The organism is Microvirga sp. HS2, assembly GCF_055792805.1.
Map to the genome: position 1 here is coordinate 157,794 of NZ_JBVVAJ010000007.1, position 16,486 is coordinate 174,279.

12 protein-coding genes are annotated in these 16,486 nt (G+C 60.0%); 7 read left to right on the plus strand and 5 right to left on the minus strand.

The features are described from left to right. Positions 1-310 precede the first annotated feature (310 nt). Positions 311-1,609, minus strand: coding sequence for a calcium-binding protein (locus ACS5Q0_RS09055; RefSeq protein WP_473126286.1), 1,299 nt, complete (start codon positions 1,607-1,609; stop codon positions 311-313). Positions 1,610-2,734: 1,125 nt separating this feature from the next. On the opposite strand from ACS5Q0_RS09055, the gene ACS5Q0_RS09060 reads away from it, so the two are divergent. From ACS5Q0_RS09060 to ACS5Q0_RS09070, 3 genes are all read left to right on the plus strand, one after another. Continuing rightward, positions 2,735-4,630, plus strand: a complete 1,896-nt coding sequence (locus tag ACS5Q0_RS09060; protein WP_473126287.1) for a Wzz/FepE/Etk N-terminal domain-containing protein — start codon at positions 2,735-2,737, stop codon at positions 4,628-4,630. A gap of 23 nt (positions 4,631-4,653) precedes the next feature. After that, on the plus strand, positions 4,654-5,910 hold the full coding sequence (locus ACS5Q0_RS09065; RefSeq protein WP_473126288.1) for a polysaccharide biosynthesis/export family protein: 1,257 nt from the start codon (positions 4,654-4,656) through the stop codon (positions 5,908-5,910). A 146-nt stretch (positions 5,911-6,056) separates the two neighbouring features. Beyond that, a complete protein-coding gene (locus tag ACS5Q0_RS09070; RefSeq protein ID WP_473126289.1) occupies positions 6,057-7,412 on the plus strand; it encodes an O-antigen ligase family protein in 1,356 nt (451 codons plus the stop codon). 186 nt (positions 7,413-7,598) lie between these two features. On the opposite strand, the gene ACS5Q0_RS09075 is transcribed toward ACS5Q0_RS09070, so the two are convergent. Next, positions 7,599-9,065 carry a glucosamine inositolphosphorylceramide transferase family protein gene (locus tag ACS5Q0_RS09075; RefSeq protein ID WP_473126290.1) on the minus strand — a complete coding sequence of 489 codons (1,467 nt, stop codon included), beginning with the start codon at positions 9,063-9,065 and terminating at the stop codon, positions 7,599-7,601. A 381-nt stretch (positions 9,066-9,446) separates the two neighbouring features. Then, a complete protein-coding gene (locus ACS5Q0_RS09080; protein WP_473126291.1) occupies positions 9,447-10,481 on the minus strand; it encodes a GNAT family N-acetyltransferase in 1,035 nt (344 codons plus the stop codon). A gap of 551 nt (positions 10,482-11,032) precedes the next feature. Between ACS5Q0_RS09080 and ACS5Q0_RS09085 the strand changes: the two genes are divergently transcribed. The 4 genes from ACS5Q0_RS09085 to ACS5Q0_RS09100 all read left to right on the plus strand — a co-directional run bounded on the left by ACS5Q0_RS09085 (position 11,033) and on the right by ACS5Q0_RS09100 (position 14,623). Further along, positions 11,033-12,007 carry a GHMP family kinase ATP-binding protein gene (locus tag ACS5Q0_RS09085; RefSeq protein ID WP_473126292.1) on the plus strand — a complete coding sequence of 325 codons (975 nt, stop codon included), beginning with the start codon at positions 11,033-11,035 and terminating at the stop codon, positions 12,005-12,007. 5 nt (positions 12,008-12,012) lie between these two features. After that, positions 12,013-12,546, plus strand: coding sequence for a D-sedoheptulose 7-phosphate isomerase (locus ACS5Q0_RS09090; protein WP_473126293.1), 534 nt, complete (start codon positions 12,013-12,015; stop codon positions 12,544-12,546). A gap of 8 nt (positions 12,547-12,554) precedes the next feature. Then, positions 12,555-13,835, plus strand: coding sequence for an HAD-IIIA family hydrolase (locus tag ACS5Q0_RS09095; RefSeq protein ID WP_473126294.1), 1,281 nt, complete (start codon positions 12,555-12,557; stop codon positions 13,833-13,835). A gap of 92 nt (positions 13,836-13,927) precedes the next feature. Beyond that, on the plus strand, positions 13,928-14,623 hold the full coding sequence (locus ACS5Q0_RS09100; protein WP_473126295.1) for a class I SAM-dependent methyltransferase: 696 nt from the start codon (positions 13,928-13,930) through the stop codon (positions 14,621-14,623). 209 nt (positions 14,624-14,832) lie between these two features. Here ACS5Q0_RS09100 and ACS5Q0_RS09105 read toward each other — a convergent pair whose 3' ends face one another. After that, positions 14,833-15,495, minus strand: a complete 663-nt coding sequence (locus tag ACS5Q0_RS09105) for a DUF6766 family protein (RefSeq protein WP_473126296.1) — start codon at positions 15,493-15,495, stop codon at positions 14,833-14,835. 104 nt (positions 15,496-15,599) lie between these two features. Beyond that, positions 15,600-16,451: an alpha/beta hydrolase gene (locus ACS5Q0_RS09110; protein ID WP_473126297.1), complete on the minus strand. Its 852-nt coding sequence runs from the start codon at positions 16,449-16,451 to the stop codon at positions 15,600-15,602. Positions 16,452-16,486: the final 35 nt, after the last annotated feature.

Genomic DNA, 16,486 nt, shown 5'->3' on the forward strand with positions numbered 1-16,486 from the left:
CCCGCAGGGTGAGTTCCTGCAGTGAAGCCATTTCTGCATGAGCGCACGCCGTGGCGCGCGACATGATATCAGACGCAGTGACGGAAATATCACCGCGTCTGTGATGGTCGTAAAGGCCGGCGCATGAAGGCCGCCCGGGACATGGTCGTTCATGGTCGGGTGGGATCAGGGCCCGGCGTGGAGGCGGGCGCATCGCGCGTCCCGCCTCCTCGAGAACAGCAGATCCCATTGTGACGTCTGGCGGGCCACAGATACGGCACGCCGTCGGGGTGACTCGCCAGACCAGTCCAAAGACCGGCCCCCGGGTCGCTTAGTAGACGAAGAAATCGCCGTGAGTGAGGTTGAGGTTCGGGGCGAGTTTCGCGAACTGGCTCTGCGCCGCCGCTCCGTTGCCGTCAGGATCGTAGTAGAGCGCGCCTGTCGAGCGGTTGTAGATCACGTAGTCGTTCCAGTCCTGCGCCTTCGTGCCGATCCGGAGCTCGCCGGCCCGCATGCTGCCGTTCGTCAGCGACGTGAATGCGAATCCAAGGTCGATGGTATCGTCATTCGGGTTGAAGTCCGTGATCGTGTCAATCCCGCCGGCTTTGACGGTCTTGCTGTCGAACACGAAGATGTCGCGGCCGCGGCCGCCGGTCAGAACGTCGTCGCCATCGCGACCGTAGATGGAGTCATTGCCTCCGCCACCTTTGATGACGTCGTTGCCCGAGGTGCCGGTGAGCGTTTCGCTCCGGGACGTCCCATTGATCGTCTTACCGGTCGTGGGCGTCGGGGTAGGAGTAGGAGTAGGAGTAGGCGTGGGAGTAGGAGTCGGCGTAGGCGTTGGGGTGGGCGTCGGCGTCTGGTCTGTATTGGTTGGGGCGCCATCCCAGATTTGGACGTCGTCGAGCCAGACATCGACGGGCTTGTTGGCGTAAGGATTGCCGATGAAGACGCGGTTGATCGGGGCGTTGTTGACGCCGATGTTGTCGCCGGTGTGGTCGAACACGGTCTGGCCGTTGACCTTGAACCAGGTGCGGCCGTCGGTGTTGTCGCGGTGGGTGAACATCTCAACCTTGAACCACTCGCCCTGCGGCACCGCCACGCTGGTGTTGACGCCGCGCCAGAGGGTCTCGAGCGGCACGTTGCCGTTGGCGTTGGTGTCCCACTGCATGTTCCAGGCGAGCTCGCCGTTGCCGAGCGCGATGATCGAGGCCACGGCGCGGAAGTCGCCGGCGGTCTTCCATTCGGGCAGGGCGGCGAGCCAGCCGCCGGAGCCGAGCGTCGACCAGAGGTTGTCGGGCAGCTTGATCCAGGCGCTCATGTAGAAGTCGCCGGGCTCGGAGGTGGGCTGGAACAGCAGCGGCGACTGGGTGTAGTCGGCGGGCCGGGAGTTGACGTCGAGGTGGAGGGCGCGGGTCTGGGCGCCGTCATGGCCGGTGGTGGTGGTGATGGCGTTGGAGAACACCGAGTCGTAGTTGCCGGCGCCCGAGAGCATCTGGATGGTCGGGGCGCGGCCCCAGACGGTGCCGACGTTCTGCAGGCTCTGCAGCGCCTCGACGTTGCTGTTGACCTGCGGCGACGACAGGGACACCGAGCCTTCAAACCCGGTCGAAAACAATTGGTTTGCCATACGTATTTCCGTTTCTTTTTGCTTTGTGCGCGTGAAGGCACGCTCAGGAAGCGCGGGGAAGCGTTCCCGAGATGAAAAGAGGTCCTGCAGGGCATCCGAGCCGATCCGCTTGGCTCATTAAGAATCCAAGTGGCCGCTTAACGCTGGATAGGCGGGTCATCGCTTTCCGGAATCTGAGCACGCCGAAACGTGAGCAGAACGATCAAGCAACGATCCGGCCAGACGCTGCAATTCCAAGATTGGTGGAGAACGCTCGTGTGAATGAAAGGATTTGGTTGAGTAAAAACCAGGAACGAAAGGCTTAACGCAGAACTGGGCTCTCGTCGTTCGGCTTACCAAGCGTAAACGTCTTGCTTGATGTGAATATAAACATAGGTTATCTGCCCATTATATGATTTAGTTTAATTATTTATCTGCCGATGTACTGGCAAATCGGGCTTAAATATCAAATAAGGCGAAGTTTGGGCATCAGTTTCTTCCTAGTGCAGTGCGTTATTCCTATCGCCCTGTGTAAGGACATCTGGCGTAGCGGGTTCGGCACTCTTTTACAGTCGGAATTATCGACCATGTCCACTCGTACGATCTTGCTCGTGGCTCTCCATGCGAACCACGCAATGTCTTCATGTTTGGATATCGTGCAGTCCCAGCGGGCCGCACTCACCCATATGCTCATCCAAGAAGGGAGGGTCATGGGGGCGCACAGATACTGCGCATACGGATGTGATGAAGGTGCAGAAAGGACTGGCGGGATCGATGTCTCCCGAGCCAGTTCGTCGGCAAGGAGCCCTCGTCATGCCGGTTCGGACAACGACATGGCGCTCATGGCAAAGTCCTGCGGGGAATGGAGTGCGACGGCGCTAGCCGCAACTCAAATTCGCTGAATGGTCTCGATGAAAGAATTGTCTTCGACGGCTTGCAGGACGCGCAGACCGTCATCGCGACTCGCCCCAGGTGCACGGCCAGCCCGCAAGAACGCCGAGAAGGCTCCCGCGAGGCGTCCGGAGGTGCAGCGAGTTGTTGTACACCCGAATGAGTTATCCTGAGTGGGTAGAGCAAACTATACTTATGTGACGCAACCCAGGTTGCGTTCGAATGTGCGCAACACTATCATCAAGGAAAGGATACTTGTTGCCGAAAAAGCAAACGGCGGCAGATCGTTCTGGGTTTATAATGCAATACTCGGCGCATCTCGTCGGCGTAATAAGCAATACAAGTTTCCATCAAAGCACAAGCAGCAATCAAAGCAGCAGTATTGGCTCTAGCGCAGCGAGGTTCAGTTCAACTATGCTTGATAGAGTCAAGTGGCCGATCGAAAACGAGTATGAAGCCGTCCCTGCGGGATGGGATAAACTGCAGCCCCAGTTCGGCGCCCGCGAAATTCTCACGGTGCTCAGACGGCAGTGGAAGATCATCGCCAGCTTTCTGGTTCTCTGTCTTCTCCTCTCGATCTGTGCCCTGATCGTATGGCCGGTTCGCTATCGCGCGACGGCGCAAGTCATGATCGATCCGGCGCGTGTTGAAGTCGGTTCGAATGCAAGCGGACCCGACAGGCAGCTCGACGCGCTCGCGATCGAGACGCAAGTGGAGGTCAGCCGATCCGGCAACGTGCTGCGACAGGTGGTACAAACGCTGAAACTGGTCGACGATCCAGAGTTCGGAGCCTCTCGGGAGGATCCTGGCCTTGGGCTAAGTTCGTTGCGGAAACTGAAGGATCAGCTTGTCGCATTCGTTCGACCGGATGCGCAGGACAAGACAGGTGCCGCTGCGGTGCAGGACGACGTTCAGGCAACGATCGAAAAGTTGCAGCGTTCGCTGGTAGTCCGGCGCGTGGGGGCGACCAACGTTCTCGAGATCGAGATTCTCTCCAAGGATCGTCTGAAGTCTGCGGAGATCGCCAACACGGTTGCAGACGAATACCTTGCGGACCAGGCCCGAGCACGCAGCGACGCAATGGACAAAGCAAGCAAGTGGCTCGACGAACGCCTCGCTGCGCTTCGTACCGAAGCGCAGAATGCCGAGGATGCTCTTCAGGATTTCAAGGCCAAGAACCGCAGCGGCCAATCGAGCGCGGTGCTGCTCGACCTCGAAGCTCAGGCGCAATCCTATCGAAAGCTCTATGAGACCTTCCTCGACCGTCATATCGCGGTCGACCAGCAGATGTCGTCGCCCACTCTCAGCGCACGCGTCATCACGCGCGCGACACCACCCCAGAACAAGAGCGAGCCGAAGTCGATCCTGATCTTAGGCGCCGGACTCGGGTTGGGCGGCGTGCTGGGGCTCATCGCAGGCCTCATTCGGGAGCGATTGTTCCGCAGGTTGCGTTCGGCGGACGATGTTTCCTCGACGCTCGAGCTTCCGTGCCTGGGCACCATTCCGGATACCGGGAAGACCGAACTGCTCTCTCTGTGTGGACCCGGTTCTCCGCATCTCTCCGAGAAAGCGGCCCTCAGCCGGATGAGAATGCAGAGCGGCTTGGCGCATCTGACTCATGCTGTCTTGGCAGAGACGAAGCCTCTCGATCGACGAGTCCTTACGGTCACATCCTTGAAGAAAGGGGAGGGTGTGACGAGCATAGCAACGGCATTGGCACACAATCTGTGCCGACTGGGCAAAAAGGTGTCCCTGATCGACGCCAACATAATAAGCGGCTCGGATCCCACGCAAGAAGCGGGGACCATGTCTCCTCCGGGCGCGGGCGAGGCTCAGGCCGGTCATTCGGATATCTACCGGGACCAGCATGGAATCGTGGTCACGCGGGCTGAGATGATCTCCGATGCCCCCACCCTCGAGAAAGTCATCAATACGGCAAGAAACGTCTTCGATTATGTGATCATCGATGCTCCGCCTCTGGAGGACGGGCTGGACGTGCTCCCATCCCTCAGCTTATCGGATGGCGTGCTGCTCCTGCTGAATTCGACAACCGCCCACAAGTCGCAGGTGCTGAGCGCACTCGCGCCATGGTCCTACATGAGTGGAAAGATCCTGGGAGTGGTCTTGAATCGAGCCCCGAGAAAATCCTGATCACCAAAGCCAAGTTGGGTGCCATGCTGCTCAAGTTTCTGCCTCTCCGACGCAAGTCGACCGCTTTTCCGGCATTTCTCCTGTCGCTCTGCGTCTTCGCCTTGGCTGACGCACCATCCGCAAAGGCCGAGTACAAGCTTGGGACGGGTGATGTCGTCGAGCTCTCGATTGCGGGTGTCTCCGAATTGACGGCGCGCGTGCCGGTCGACCTCGACGGCTCGGTGAACGTCCCGATCATCGGGAGCTATCCTGCAAAGGGTCTTTCCCTCACTGATCTGCGGGCGGGCCTGCAAGCAGAGTTCACGAAGCGCCAGATCCCTGCTCGTACGCCGGATGGCAGAACTGTCCTCACCTCCGTGGCGCCGGAGGACGTTTCGGTGAAGATCGCCGAGTATCGGCCGGTCTATCTCCACGGTGACATCGCGCGCGCCGGCGAGGTCCCGTACCGGCCCGGAATGTCGGTAAGACAAGCGATCGCACATGCCGGCGGCTTCGATGTCGCGCGCCTGAGGATCAGCAATCCCTACGTCGATACGGTGGAGTATCAGGCGCAAAGCAAAACGCTCGTCCAGGAGCTTGCCGTGGAAGGCGAGCGGATCAAGCAGCTGCAGGCTCAGCTGCAAGGCGCTCCTGCCGCCGGCGCGGAGGCGGCTCCCCGGCCGGCCGGAACGCCTTCGGACGAGGCCAACGCTCTCGCGGAACGGCTTAAGCTGCAGCAGCAGGACTACACGAAACAACTTCGCTACGTTGTCGCTTCCGCCGAGTTCGCCTCTTCCCGAGCCACGCTCCTTTCAGAGCAGAAGTCGAGAGAAGAGGAGGGCAGCAAGGCCGATGTCGAGGATTTCGAGCGTTCCAGAAGCCTGTTCGAAAAGGGCACGGTGTCGACACAGCGCGTGAGCGATGCGCGCCGCGCCATGCTTCTGTCGTCGACGAGGGCGCTTCAAACAGCGGTCGAGGCAACCCGCGCGCAGCGGGAATATGAAGAGGCGACCCGCGACTCCCAGAAGTTGCAGGACGAAAACAAGATACGATTGCTGACCGAGTTGCAGGATGCCCTGTCCCGCCGGGCAAGGATCACGGCGCAGCTATCGGCCGCGCAGCAGAAGCTGGCCATCGCGGGCGCGCTGAAGTCCGTGTGGACAGAGGGCCCAGGAACGACCGTGATCACCCTTTTCAGAGTCGACGAGGCAGGGGTGGAACAACAGATCAACGCCACGGAGTCGATGTCCCTTCTGCCCGGCGATGTCATCGAGGTCGCCATCAAGCTGCCGGCTCTCTAGCAATCCGGAGGCGGTAGCCGCCCCCGCTGCGATCTCAGGGCCGAAGGGATCGTTCGTCCAAATCCGCGCATTCCGTTTCTCGCGAGACAGAGCGCGCCATCATCCACTTCCAGAAGCGGGCCGATAGGCCCCAGGCAACGTATTCCATGGGCGGACAGACACAGAGCAAGTGGATCGATTATTTTTTCGTTTACTGGCTTCTGATCAGCACCGGCGGCTTCGTATTCATCCTGACAGGGTCCAGCCCGATGAAGCCGCCCGGGGATGACCCTGCCTCCTATCTGGGCCGGGCCAACACCATCGTCATATCCCTTGTGACGTTCTGGATTTATTTGAGCCATTCACGAGCGGTGAACGCCGTGATCCGAGCATCATGGCTCCCTTTCCTGTTTCCGCTGCTCGCCTTCCTGTCATGCCTCTGGTCTGATAACCCAGCGGTCACGTTCAGGCGCGCTTATGCACTCTCTTTCAGCTTCCTCGCCGCCGCTTGCTTAGTGGCCCTGCTTCCTCCGCCCCGCATCGTCAGGGCGCTGTCTCTCGCTCTCGGCTGGGCCATCTTGCTGAGCGTGATCTGCGTATTCGTCGATCCTGCCTTCGGCATCCATCAGGCCAGCGATTGGGCCGAGCCCCGGTGGGCGGGCCATTGGCGCGGCATCTACAGCCATAAAAACTCGCTGGGGAACACAGCCAGCATAGCTCTCTTGGTCTACGTGGTGTTTGCAAAGCGCGTGCTCACGAGCACCACCTTCAGAGCCGCTGTCCTGATCGCGATCGCCGCGTGTCTCTTCGGGTCCGGATCCGTCACCGGCTTCGTCGCCGCAATGACCATGATCGCTCTTGCAATCGCATTCTCGATGATCCTCGAGGCAAAGCAGGGATCGAGAGTGCTCATCCTCGGCAGCGCATCCTTGATCGTCGCTCTGATTCTCGTCACCGCCGTTCCGGTCCTGACCGTCGGCCTCGAAATGGTTGGCAAGAAGCCCGACCTGACGGGGCGCGTGCCGATATGGGGCACGATTCTGCCATGGGCGAACGAGCACCCGTGGGTCGGAACTAGTTATGGAAGCTTCGAAGAGACCATCATGCCGCGGTTCTTCGCGGTCACGGGGGAGAACCTGGTCAACGCCCATAACGGGTACCTGGAAACGTTCATCAATTTTGGATATGTGGGGGTTCTTCTTCTGGCGCTGGTGCTGGCTTCCTTCGTTCTCAAAGTCGTACAGATCCTCAAGTCCCGCGCTCCATACGAGAGGCTGGTTCTTCCGCTCGCCGCCGCGCTCTTCATGGGAACCGTCCTTTCGAATATCACCGAGTCGTTCTTCCTGGCCTACTCGTCGATCCATGGCATTTGCTTCGTGATCGCATACATCATGGTATCGGCTGCTCTCGCACAGGCGAGAGCGGCGGAGTGGGCGTCGCTGCGGAATCGTGGCGCTTACGCGGGACGGCTCAAAACGCTGACGCAGATCGGGCGAGGCGCAGGAGTCTCGCGCGCATCGTAAGCAGCAGCGGGCTCTTCAGATCGTGCGTGCCGGTTATCAACGTCTGCCGGCACGGCACAATTTTAGAGCATCGGACGTGAAACTGGCTTTCCACTTTTCACATCCGATACTCCAGCTTGCAAGGCCTCGCCCCTCCATGAGCCGGGCTCGCGAGGTTCAGATCTTTCAATCCACCTTGCGGTACGATCACATCCTGAGATTGTCGTATGCGATGTAGTCGAACGCCGTGACGTCCCCGTTACTGTGCAGGTGATGCGTTCCCTTGGCTTTCGGCTTGAACTCGGGCTTGATGGTCAAGGCGCATTCCTCGACATACGCCGTGCTCGTGAGCTCGACAATCTGGTTGATGCGGCTGCGTCGGCCATAGAAGTCGAACCCCTGACATTGGCTCACGCGGTACAGTTTTCCGCCCTCCCGCACGAGGCCCGCATTTCTTGCGCACGACGCGTCGATGAGAACGGGATTCTGCTCGTGGGGCGTCCACTCGGTGGACAGAGGTGAATCCGCATAGAAGATCGAGAGCTCCGACCCATGATCGTAGTTTCCGAAAGGATCGACGTTCGTCAGCATCCACCATCGGCCGTCTTGCTCGAACAACATCGTGTCCGCAGCGTGGATATCGGTCAGAAGGATCTTCTCCAGGCGCCATTCCATTGGAAAATTCACGCAACGGTAAACTCGAATATCCCTGTTGCTCGCCGTTTCCGGGCACATATACAATTCGCCGTTGTAGGTGAACAAGTATGGGAACGAAAGATGAAAGGGCTCCTTGATCGCTGTTCCCAACCGTAGGTCCCCTTCGGGCGCGAGTTCGTATACCGCAATGTCGGCTCGACCCGTCTTGTAGCAGAAATCCTCGACGAAGCAGTAATGCTTCCCCTCCCGGCTGACGACGAAGGGGTCAGCCAGAAAACGCAGAGGAGGATTCTTGATCTCGATGCCGCGCGATAGAACGGCGTCAGCCCAGTTGGTCGGAACATAAGCGACTCTCCAGCGAAAGTCCCATCCGGCACGGCGCAAGAGCTTGATCGCCACTTTGCGGAATATATGATGCGCGACGTTCCCGCTGTATTTGAGAGATTGAAGGGGGGTCGGCATTTGCGCCGAGGGGCCAGCATACGGCAACTGAGGCCGCGCGGCAGGCAGGCTGTCCTTCTCCACGATGTCTTCGACCAGGCGCTTGAGGTGATACATCGAGCGCTGATAAATGTTGGCCTCGTTGTATTTCCAGAAGAACTTGGTGGAGACCCGGCCCTGGCGCAGGGGAACTCCGCCATGTGCCTCTTGGGTGAACAAGGTGAGGGAAAAGCCACTCGTCTCGTTCTGAAAGTACACATCCCAGAAGCCAGGAGGGGAGTCGCGGCCGCCCCGGTTGTCGGAATACTGGACGGTGATGATTCCGAGCCGCGCCGCTTCGAGGATGTCGCCGCTGAGATTGACTCCGACAGGCATGATCAGAAGATCAAGGTCGAGCTCCCTGATCTTCGTAACGTCTTCCGCTTTGAAACGGTGCGCCAGGTCTGGCGACGAGAGCGACGTGGTGGCGCAGATCTTGAATGGAAGCAATTCCGAGATATCGAACTCGCTCACATATTCCGTGTGGTGGGTCGAGGCTCGCAGAACCGGTTCCTCGATCAAGCCTAGGATGCGCATGATACTCGGGGTTGGAGATGACGCGGCATGGCCATTGGAACCGTGCCTGTCGGCAGTACGTTCCCGCATGACGATCAGGTGAGACAGATCGATGCTTGGATGGGAAAGGCACCACTTCAGGAAATCGGCATGATAGGTCGATAAAGCTGTGCTCCTCGACAAAATGCCTATGCGAAGTTTCCTGTTTCTGATCATCGATATATCAACCGATCAACTTCTGATCGCCGGAAGCCTTCTGGAGACCTGATCTCGACTGGCTTTAGACGATAGCGCCGCGTGAAAGGAATGAAGCCGGCAACTCGACACTCAACTCGACACTGTGGTGTTCGCCATCTGCACATGCCATGAAGAGTTCGGCCTTATGTCGGCGGCGAAACGGATCTACCTGAATCTAGCCCACTGCATGAGTTTCCTCATGGGTGGAATGATGTAATCAGAGGCTGGCGAGTTCTTGGCAAGCTGTTTCAACTTTGTTTGCGTCTGAGTGACCATCCAGAGGGGATGGCTTGTGGTCACACAACCTTCGAGAAGTGGGATCCTGCGATTGAAAAGCCGTAGCTTGTAATGATTGTCTCCTTTTCCGAAATCGATTGTTTCAATCCCGAGCGCGGGTGCACCTTGGATCATCTTCAAGAGCAGGAGTATCCCGGGCGAAAAACGCTGGAATTCGAGATCGTAGGCGGGGAACCAGTAGTGCCAGAACTTGAGTGAACGGATGCCAAAATGCACGGCGATCGGCCTGTCGCCGACGCGCAGCACCGATAGAATTCCAGCAAAGTGCTGCTCACGGTAAGTGGCTATGACATCTGCCAGGGCTCTCGCCCACGGACGCGAAAAAAGATCGAGAAGCCCGGTGCGATGATATTGCTCCGACTTCCACCGAATGCAGCTCTCGAGAAGTGCTGGATCCTGGACGTCCAGGTCGACCTGGATTTCGCCGTGCGCCTCCTCGAGGCGGCGCCACTTGCGCCTGTGGTTCGAATGCAGTCCGGTCGACCCGGCGTGAGCAGCCTCCGAAATGTCCAGGATGGGCGATGAGGTGCTGACCGTCTTCCAGCGCGCGAAGACGGCTTGATCCGCGGGGACGTGATCGAAGTTCCAGCGCTGCAACCGGCTTGCTCTGAGAACCTCCACCATGTCGCATGTGTAGTCCGGCGGCGCGATCAGGCCGTGATAATCGGACATGGCGCCTCCCACAGGTCGCCCCAGGCCGAATGAACTCCGTTGGAACGGGAGGAATGCGGCGCCGTCATCGATGCAGGCGACAAAGACGTCTTCCCGGACCCGCGCGACGGCCTGCGTGAACTCCGGTCGGAAGAAAGGGCTTGCAAGGCCGGGGTTGTTCTCCTGAATCTCTGCCCAGCGGCTTGCCAGTTTGTCGGGGAGCTGGTTCGCCGGGGAAACGATCACCCTCATGAAGGCTCCTCATCGATCGGAACAGGCTGCGAAGATTTCTGCAAGTTTATATGCGCAGCACTTTGGAAGAAAGGATACAAAGGGGCTAGCCGATCTCGGGAAGCTCTCCTGACCGGCAGGCGGCAGGGCTTGAATCCCGCGCTGATCATGCAAATGGCAAAGTGCTCGAAGCAAAGCACGTCCTCGTCGTGCAGAGACGGCGATTAGACTCAGGTCGGCGTGGTTTCTGCCGCCGGATCCGGACTTCGGAATAGGGAGTACTCCCTTTGATGTCCCGCGTCCTTCTACCATTTGACGGGCGGAGCGGTCATAATTCGCCTGCCTTATGGATCAAGCAGACGAAATAGAACCGATAAGCTGTCAGAAAGCTCTTCCCTCATGTTTCCGGCTGGTCCGTATGCTCTTCTGTTTAGAGATCGAAGGTGGCTCGGAGTATCTCGATGATTGGGGACACTTTGATACGGTCAAGAGCTCCACTCCGACTGGGACTCGCTGGAGGAGGGACGGATCTCAGTCCCTACTGCGACCAGTATGGAGGAGCTGTCCTGAATGTGACGATCGATCGGTATGCATTCGCCTCGATCGAGCCATCCTCGGATGGCCGCATTCACTTTCAGGCGCGGGATCTTGGGATCGAAGAATCCTTTCCCGCGAACGGCAAGACCCTCTCGCGCGCAAGGCTGCAGCTTCATGCGGGAGTGATGCAGCGGATCGTGTCGCAGTACATGAACGGCCAATATCCCGCCATCAAGATCAGCACGATGGTCGATGCTCCGATGGGATCGGGGCTCGGGTCGTCCTCTGCCTTGGTGATCGCTCTCGTGGAGGCGTTCCGGACGCTCGCCAATCTGCCGCTCGGCCCCTACGAGATCGCGCGTATCGCTTATGAGGTCGAACGCTTGCAGCTCAACCTCGCCGGAGGAAAGCAGGATCATTATGCTGCGGCCTTCGGTGGCATCAACTTCATCGAGTTCCTGCAGGACGATCGCGTGATCGTTAATCCTTTGCGGGTTCAGAGCGATCACTTCAATGAGCTCCAGATGTCCCTCATCACCTGCTTTACCGGGGTGTCCCGCAGGTCGGATGCGATCATCGCCGAGCAGCAGCGTTCGATGAAGGAGGCGGATGCCGCAAGCATCGAAAGCCTGCACCAGCTCAAGCAGGATGCCGTCGAGATGAAGCGAGCGATGCTGGCCGGCGAGGTCGGCTACATGGCGGAGCTGCTCAATCGCTCCTGGCGGGCGAAGAAACGCACGGCGAGCGGAATATCAACCGAGCGGATCGAAGAGCTGCTTGACTATGCTTTCAGGCAGGGAGCGCTCGGAGCGAAGGTTTCCGGCGCCGGCGGCGGCGGATTCCTGATGCTGATCGTCGATCCCGAACGCCGGTACGATGTTCTCAAGGCTCTGAATACGGCAGGCGCGGTGGCGACGGGCGCCGACTTTACACCCAGAGGAGTTGAGTCGTGGACATGCAGGCGCAGGACTATATCAGAGAGTACCTTCTACGATCGGCTGACAGCCTGAACGCCTTGGCTGCAGACAGCGTCTACCAGGACATCATGCAGCGGATGGGGCGTGTCATTGCCGACGCAATGGAGCGGGGGGGTAAGCTGCTGATCGCTGGAAACGGCGGGAGCGCGGGCGATTCCCAGCACATTGCCGGAGAGTTTGTCTCGCGCCTGATGTATGACCGGCCGGCACTGCCTGCGATCGCCCTGACCGTCGATACGTCCGTCATTACGGCCATCGGCAACGATTACGGTTTCGAGACCGTTTTCGAGCGCCAGGTCTTGGCTCTCGGCAGGCCGGGCGATGTGTTCCTTGCGATCTCGACATCGGGGACCTCCAAGAACATCATCAGGGCGCTTGCAGCGGCCCGCCGCCAAGGGATGACGACTCTCGGATTTTCAGGGCAGACCGTCTCCCCGATGCACGACATGTGCGACTACGTTCTTGCCGTTCCGTCCCGCGCGACCCCCATCATACAGCAGATGCACATCGTTGCCGCCCACATCATATGCGCCCTGGTCGAGCGTGATCGATTCCCGCAGCACGCCACCTAGGACCGTGTATGCCCTCTTCTGTGAAACAAGCCGCCGTCCTGGTCGGAGGACTTGGGACCCGTCTCGGCGACCTGACAGCCAAAAAGCCGAAACCTCTGCTGGCCTGCGGCGATCGCCCTTTCCTGAGCTGGCTTCTGCGCGAGCTCGTCCGGTTCGGGATCGAAGAGGTCGTGCTTCTGGCAGGACATATGGCGGAGGAGTTCCGTCGGGACCTGCCTCACATTCGCTCCAGGTTGCCGCGCGAGGTCTCGATTCTCGTATCAGAAGAGCCCGTCCGCTCCGGGACCGGCGGCGCTCTCTACCACGCCCGCGATTACCTGTCGGATCAGTTCCTGTTGTTGAACGGCGACTCGTTCTTCGATGGAGCGCTCGCGGAGCTGCTTTCGCGTCCTCTCCGGAACGATCGCGTTGTCGGCAGGGTCATGCTGCGCAGGGTGCCGGACGCTTCGCGCTACGGCGCCGTCTCGCTGGCGGGCGATACGATCGTCGAGTTCAGGGAGCGGCCTGATCACGCGGGTGAGAATCTCATCAATGGCGGTGTCTACCTCTTCCGGAAATCGGTTCTCGAATCCATAGCGCCGATCTGCTCTCTGGAGCGGGATGTTCTTCCAGGCCTCGCCTCTCAAGGATTGCTGGAGGGACGCGTCGGAGAGGGATACTTCATCGACATCGGCGTTCCGGCCGATTTTCAAAGAGCCGGGACGGAGGTCCCCGAACGGATGCGCCGTCCGGCTCTGTTCCTGGACCGGGACGGCGTCGTCAATGTCGATCATGGATGGGTCGGAACGCGGGATCGTTTTGAATGGATCGAGGGCGCCCGCGAGGCCATGGCTCTTGCAAGCCGCGCCGGCTGGCATCTGTTCATCGTCACCAATCAGGCCGGCGTCGCGCGCGGTTTTTATCCCGAGGCGGCAGTGAATGAGCTGCATTCGTTTATCACGGACGAGGTGCGCAAGCTCGGCGGCACCGTGGACGACATCCGTTATTGTCCGCACCATCCGAATGGGCGTGTCGAAGCGTACCGGGTCCAATGCGATTGCCGCAAGCCGGCACCGGGGATGATCATGAGTCTTCTGCGCGCTTGGGAATTGAATGTCTCCCGGTGCGTTCTTATCGGAGATAAGACGACCGATCTGGAGGCAGCGCAAGCGGCCGGGGTGAGAGGCATCCTTTTCGAACGCGGAGACCTTTACGCTCGGGTGCAGGAGGTCTTGGCCGGGCATGAGCCCGCGCGGCCTCTCGAAGGCGGGGTTGTCCGCACCGGCGATGGGCAATGTCTTCCCGCCTGAGGCCGCCGGTGGAGGCAGCGAAGTCCTGTTCCGGAGTTCCGTGACGAATGATCAAGCGGTTCTGCAGTTCCCATCCAGAGGAGATACGCGACATGCCGGAAAGAGATATAGATCCAGCCTATCGAACGACAGAGGCCAACAAGAGCTTGGCTCTGATCGAGGTCATCAAGGCATGTACCGATGTCCCTGTGAAAAAGGCGCTCGTCGTCGGATGCGGATCCGGCCGTGAGGCCGGTCTCCTCGCGCGAGGCTTGCAGGCCAGCACCGTCGGAATCGACATCGGAGGAGAGTTCGATTTCGACTACGCCGGTTCGAAACCAGCAGAGCTGATGATCATGGACGCCAGGGAGCTCCAGTTTCCCGACGCGACGTTCGATTTCATCTTCTCGTTCCACGCCCTTGAGCATATTCCTCAGCCGGAGAGGGCTCTCGCCGAAATGGCGCGCGTTCTCAAGCCCGGCGGAAGTTATCTGATCGGGACGCCCAACAAGAGCCGGCTGGTCGGCTATGTCGGCTCGGCTGTGTCCTTCAAGGAAAAGTTCCAGTGGAACCTCGCCGACTACAAGCAGCGTTTGAAGGGACAGTGGAGCAACGAGGCCGGCGCCCATGCGGGCTTCACGCAGCAGGAACTGTTCGATCTGTGTTCTGCAGCGTTCGGCTCCAAGCCGATCGCCGTCTCAGGCCAGTATTATTCCAAGCTGTATGGAAAACCGGTGGCGTGGATGAAGGCGACCCAGCTCGATTCGGTTCTGTTCCCATGCGTCTATGTTTTCGGCAAACGAGCCTGATTCGTGGCGAGATCCCAGGCATGAGCCGCTCCATCATCAATCCCGCTCGGGATCTGAGCAGACGATGTCTCCCGCGAAGCGCCGTCATGCGCTGGCGGCCGACCGCGGCGCCAGTCCTGCACCCGGCGGCGCTCACAGGGCGCCCTCCCGATCCCCTGTGATCGGACGTTTCCCATTCCGCCCTGTGCTCCCTCAACGCCCTTGATGAGTTAGTGCCCGGTCATCGTATGCGGGGCCGCGACGGGCTTCGACTCGGGCGATCCCCGCTCGCGCAGGAAGATGCCGAGCACCAGCAGCACGCCGATGGACAGGAACTCGCTCTGCCAGTTCTGGAAGCTCTCGAACCAGAATTCCGGCGTCGCCAGGGTCTCCACCAGCGTCTGCTGAGGCTGGCCGTGCTGAAGCGCCTCCGCGTTCATCCGGCGCGTGCTCCCCGCCAGATGAAGCCAGAAGGATGCGAGGAAGAGCGCGACCAGGGCCAGGCTGAGCGAGTGGGAATAGAGCTTCAGCAGCAGGCCGCCGCGATGGACGGGCCCGGGCGCATCCGGGTCCCTGCGATGAGCGGACGGAGACTCGTCTTCGGGATTCGCCTCGTCCGGCTTCTTGGATTCCGAGGCGCCCTTCTGGAACAGAAAAATGGTGAGCACCACGTAAGCCGCCATCTGGAGGAACTCGCTCTCCCAGTTCTCGAATACGGCGGAGATGAAGTGGCCGCTCCGGAGATAGGTCAGCAGGTCGATGGCAGGCTGATCGTGAAGGCGCAGCTCCTCGATATAGGTTCTCCATCCGGTCAGCGCCTGGCCGACGAGAGAGACCAGGAACAGGCTGAACAGGGCTATCGATAGCCCGTTGTCACGCAGGAACCGCCGCATACGCATCACCTCACGCACTCGAACTGCTACGGCTGGGGAACGCAGGAGAGGAATGTTGGTTTCGTTTCGGTCGCCGTGGGTCGAGGCGGATCAAGGTCTCGCGGTCAGTCCAGAGGCCCTCGCGCCATGAGGGAGACGATCTCCTTCAGGATCACGCCGTCCGGATCCGCAAGCTCCTCGAGGATGCTGAAATGATCGTGCCCGGGCAGGGGAACCAAAGAGGATTCGAGCCGTCCGGCCGTCCATGCGGCGTGGAAATCCTCCGACTGGCGGCGCAGTTCCGGAAGCTCGTTCCCGCCGTAGGTGATCACGAGGGGCGGGGTGGGGGCAGGAACCCGGCGCTGCGGGCTGTATTGCTCCACATCGTCGGGCGTCAGCCTTACCGCCTCGTTGAGATAATTCAGGCTGATCGGCTCCAGATCGAAGATCCCGCTGATCGATGTGCCGCTCGCAACGCCTTTCTCGGTGAGGTTCATCGCCACGAGATGCCCTCCGGCCGAGTGGCCGGAGATGTGGAGGACCGCATGGTCGGGAACAGCCTGGGCGAGATGCCTGTCGAGACAGCCGATCGCCGCCCTGATCTCCTCGACGATCCCGCCGATGGTCTTCTGCGGCGCCAGGGTGTATTCGATGTTCGCGAAGTTCAATCCCCGCGCGAGAGCCCCCTTCGCGAGAAAGCGATAGGTTTCCTTGTCCTGGCTCCTCCAGTAGCCGCCATGGATGAAGGCGAGCGTCGCGCGGCCTTGGAAGCCTGAATCACGGGACGCCTCGAAAACATCGATGCGGTTGCGCTCTCCCTCGCCATAACGGATTTCCGTAAGGCGGCCGGACGATGCGATGTCCCTGCCGCGCGCCGTCCAGTCGGCCATCATCTCCTGCAGCCTGGGCAGCCCGACGGCGCGGGGATTGTCGTAGGCCGCGTCCAGCGCGGTCCTGTCCATTCCACGATAGAGCATGCGCCCTCCAGCAAGAGATCGAGCCATCCGGCGCT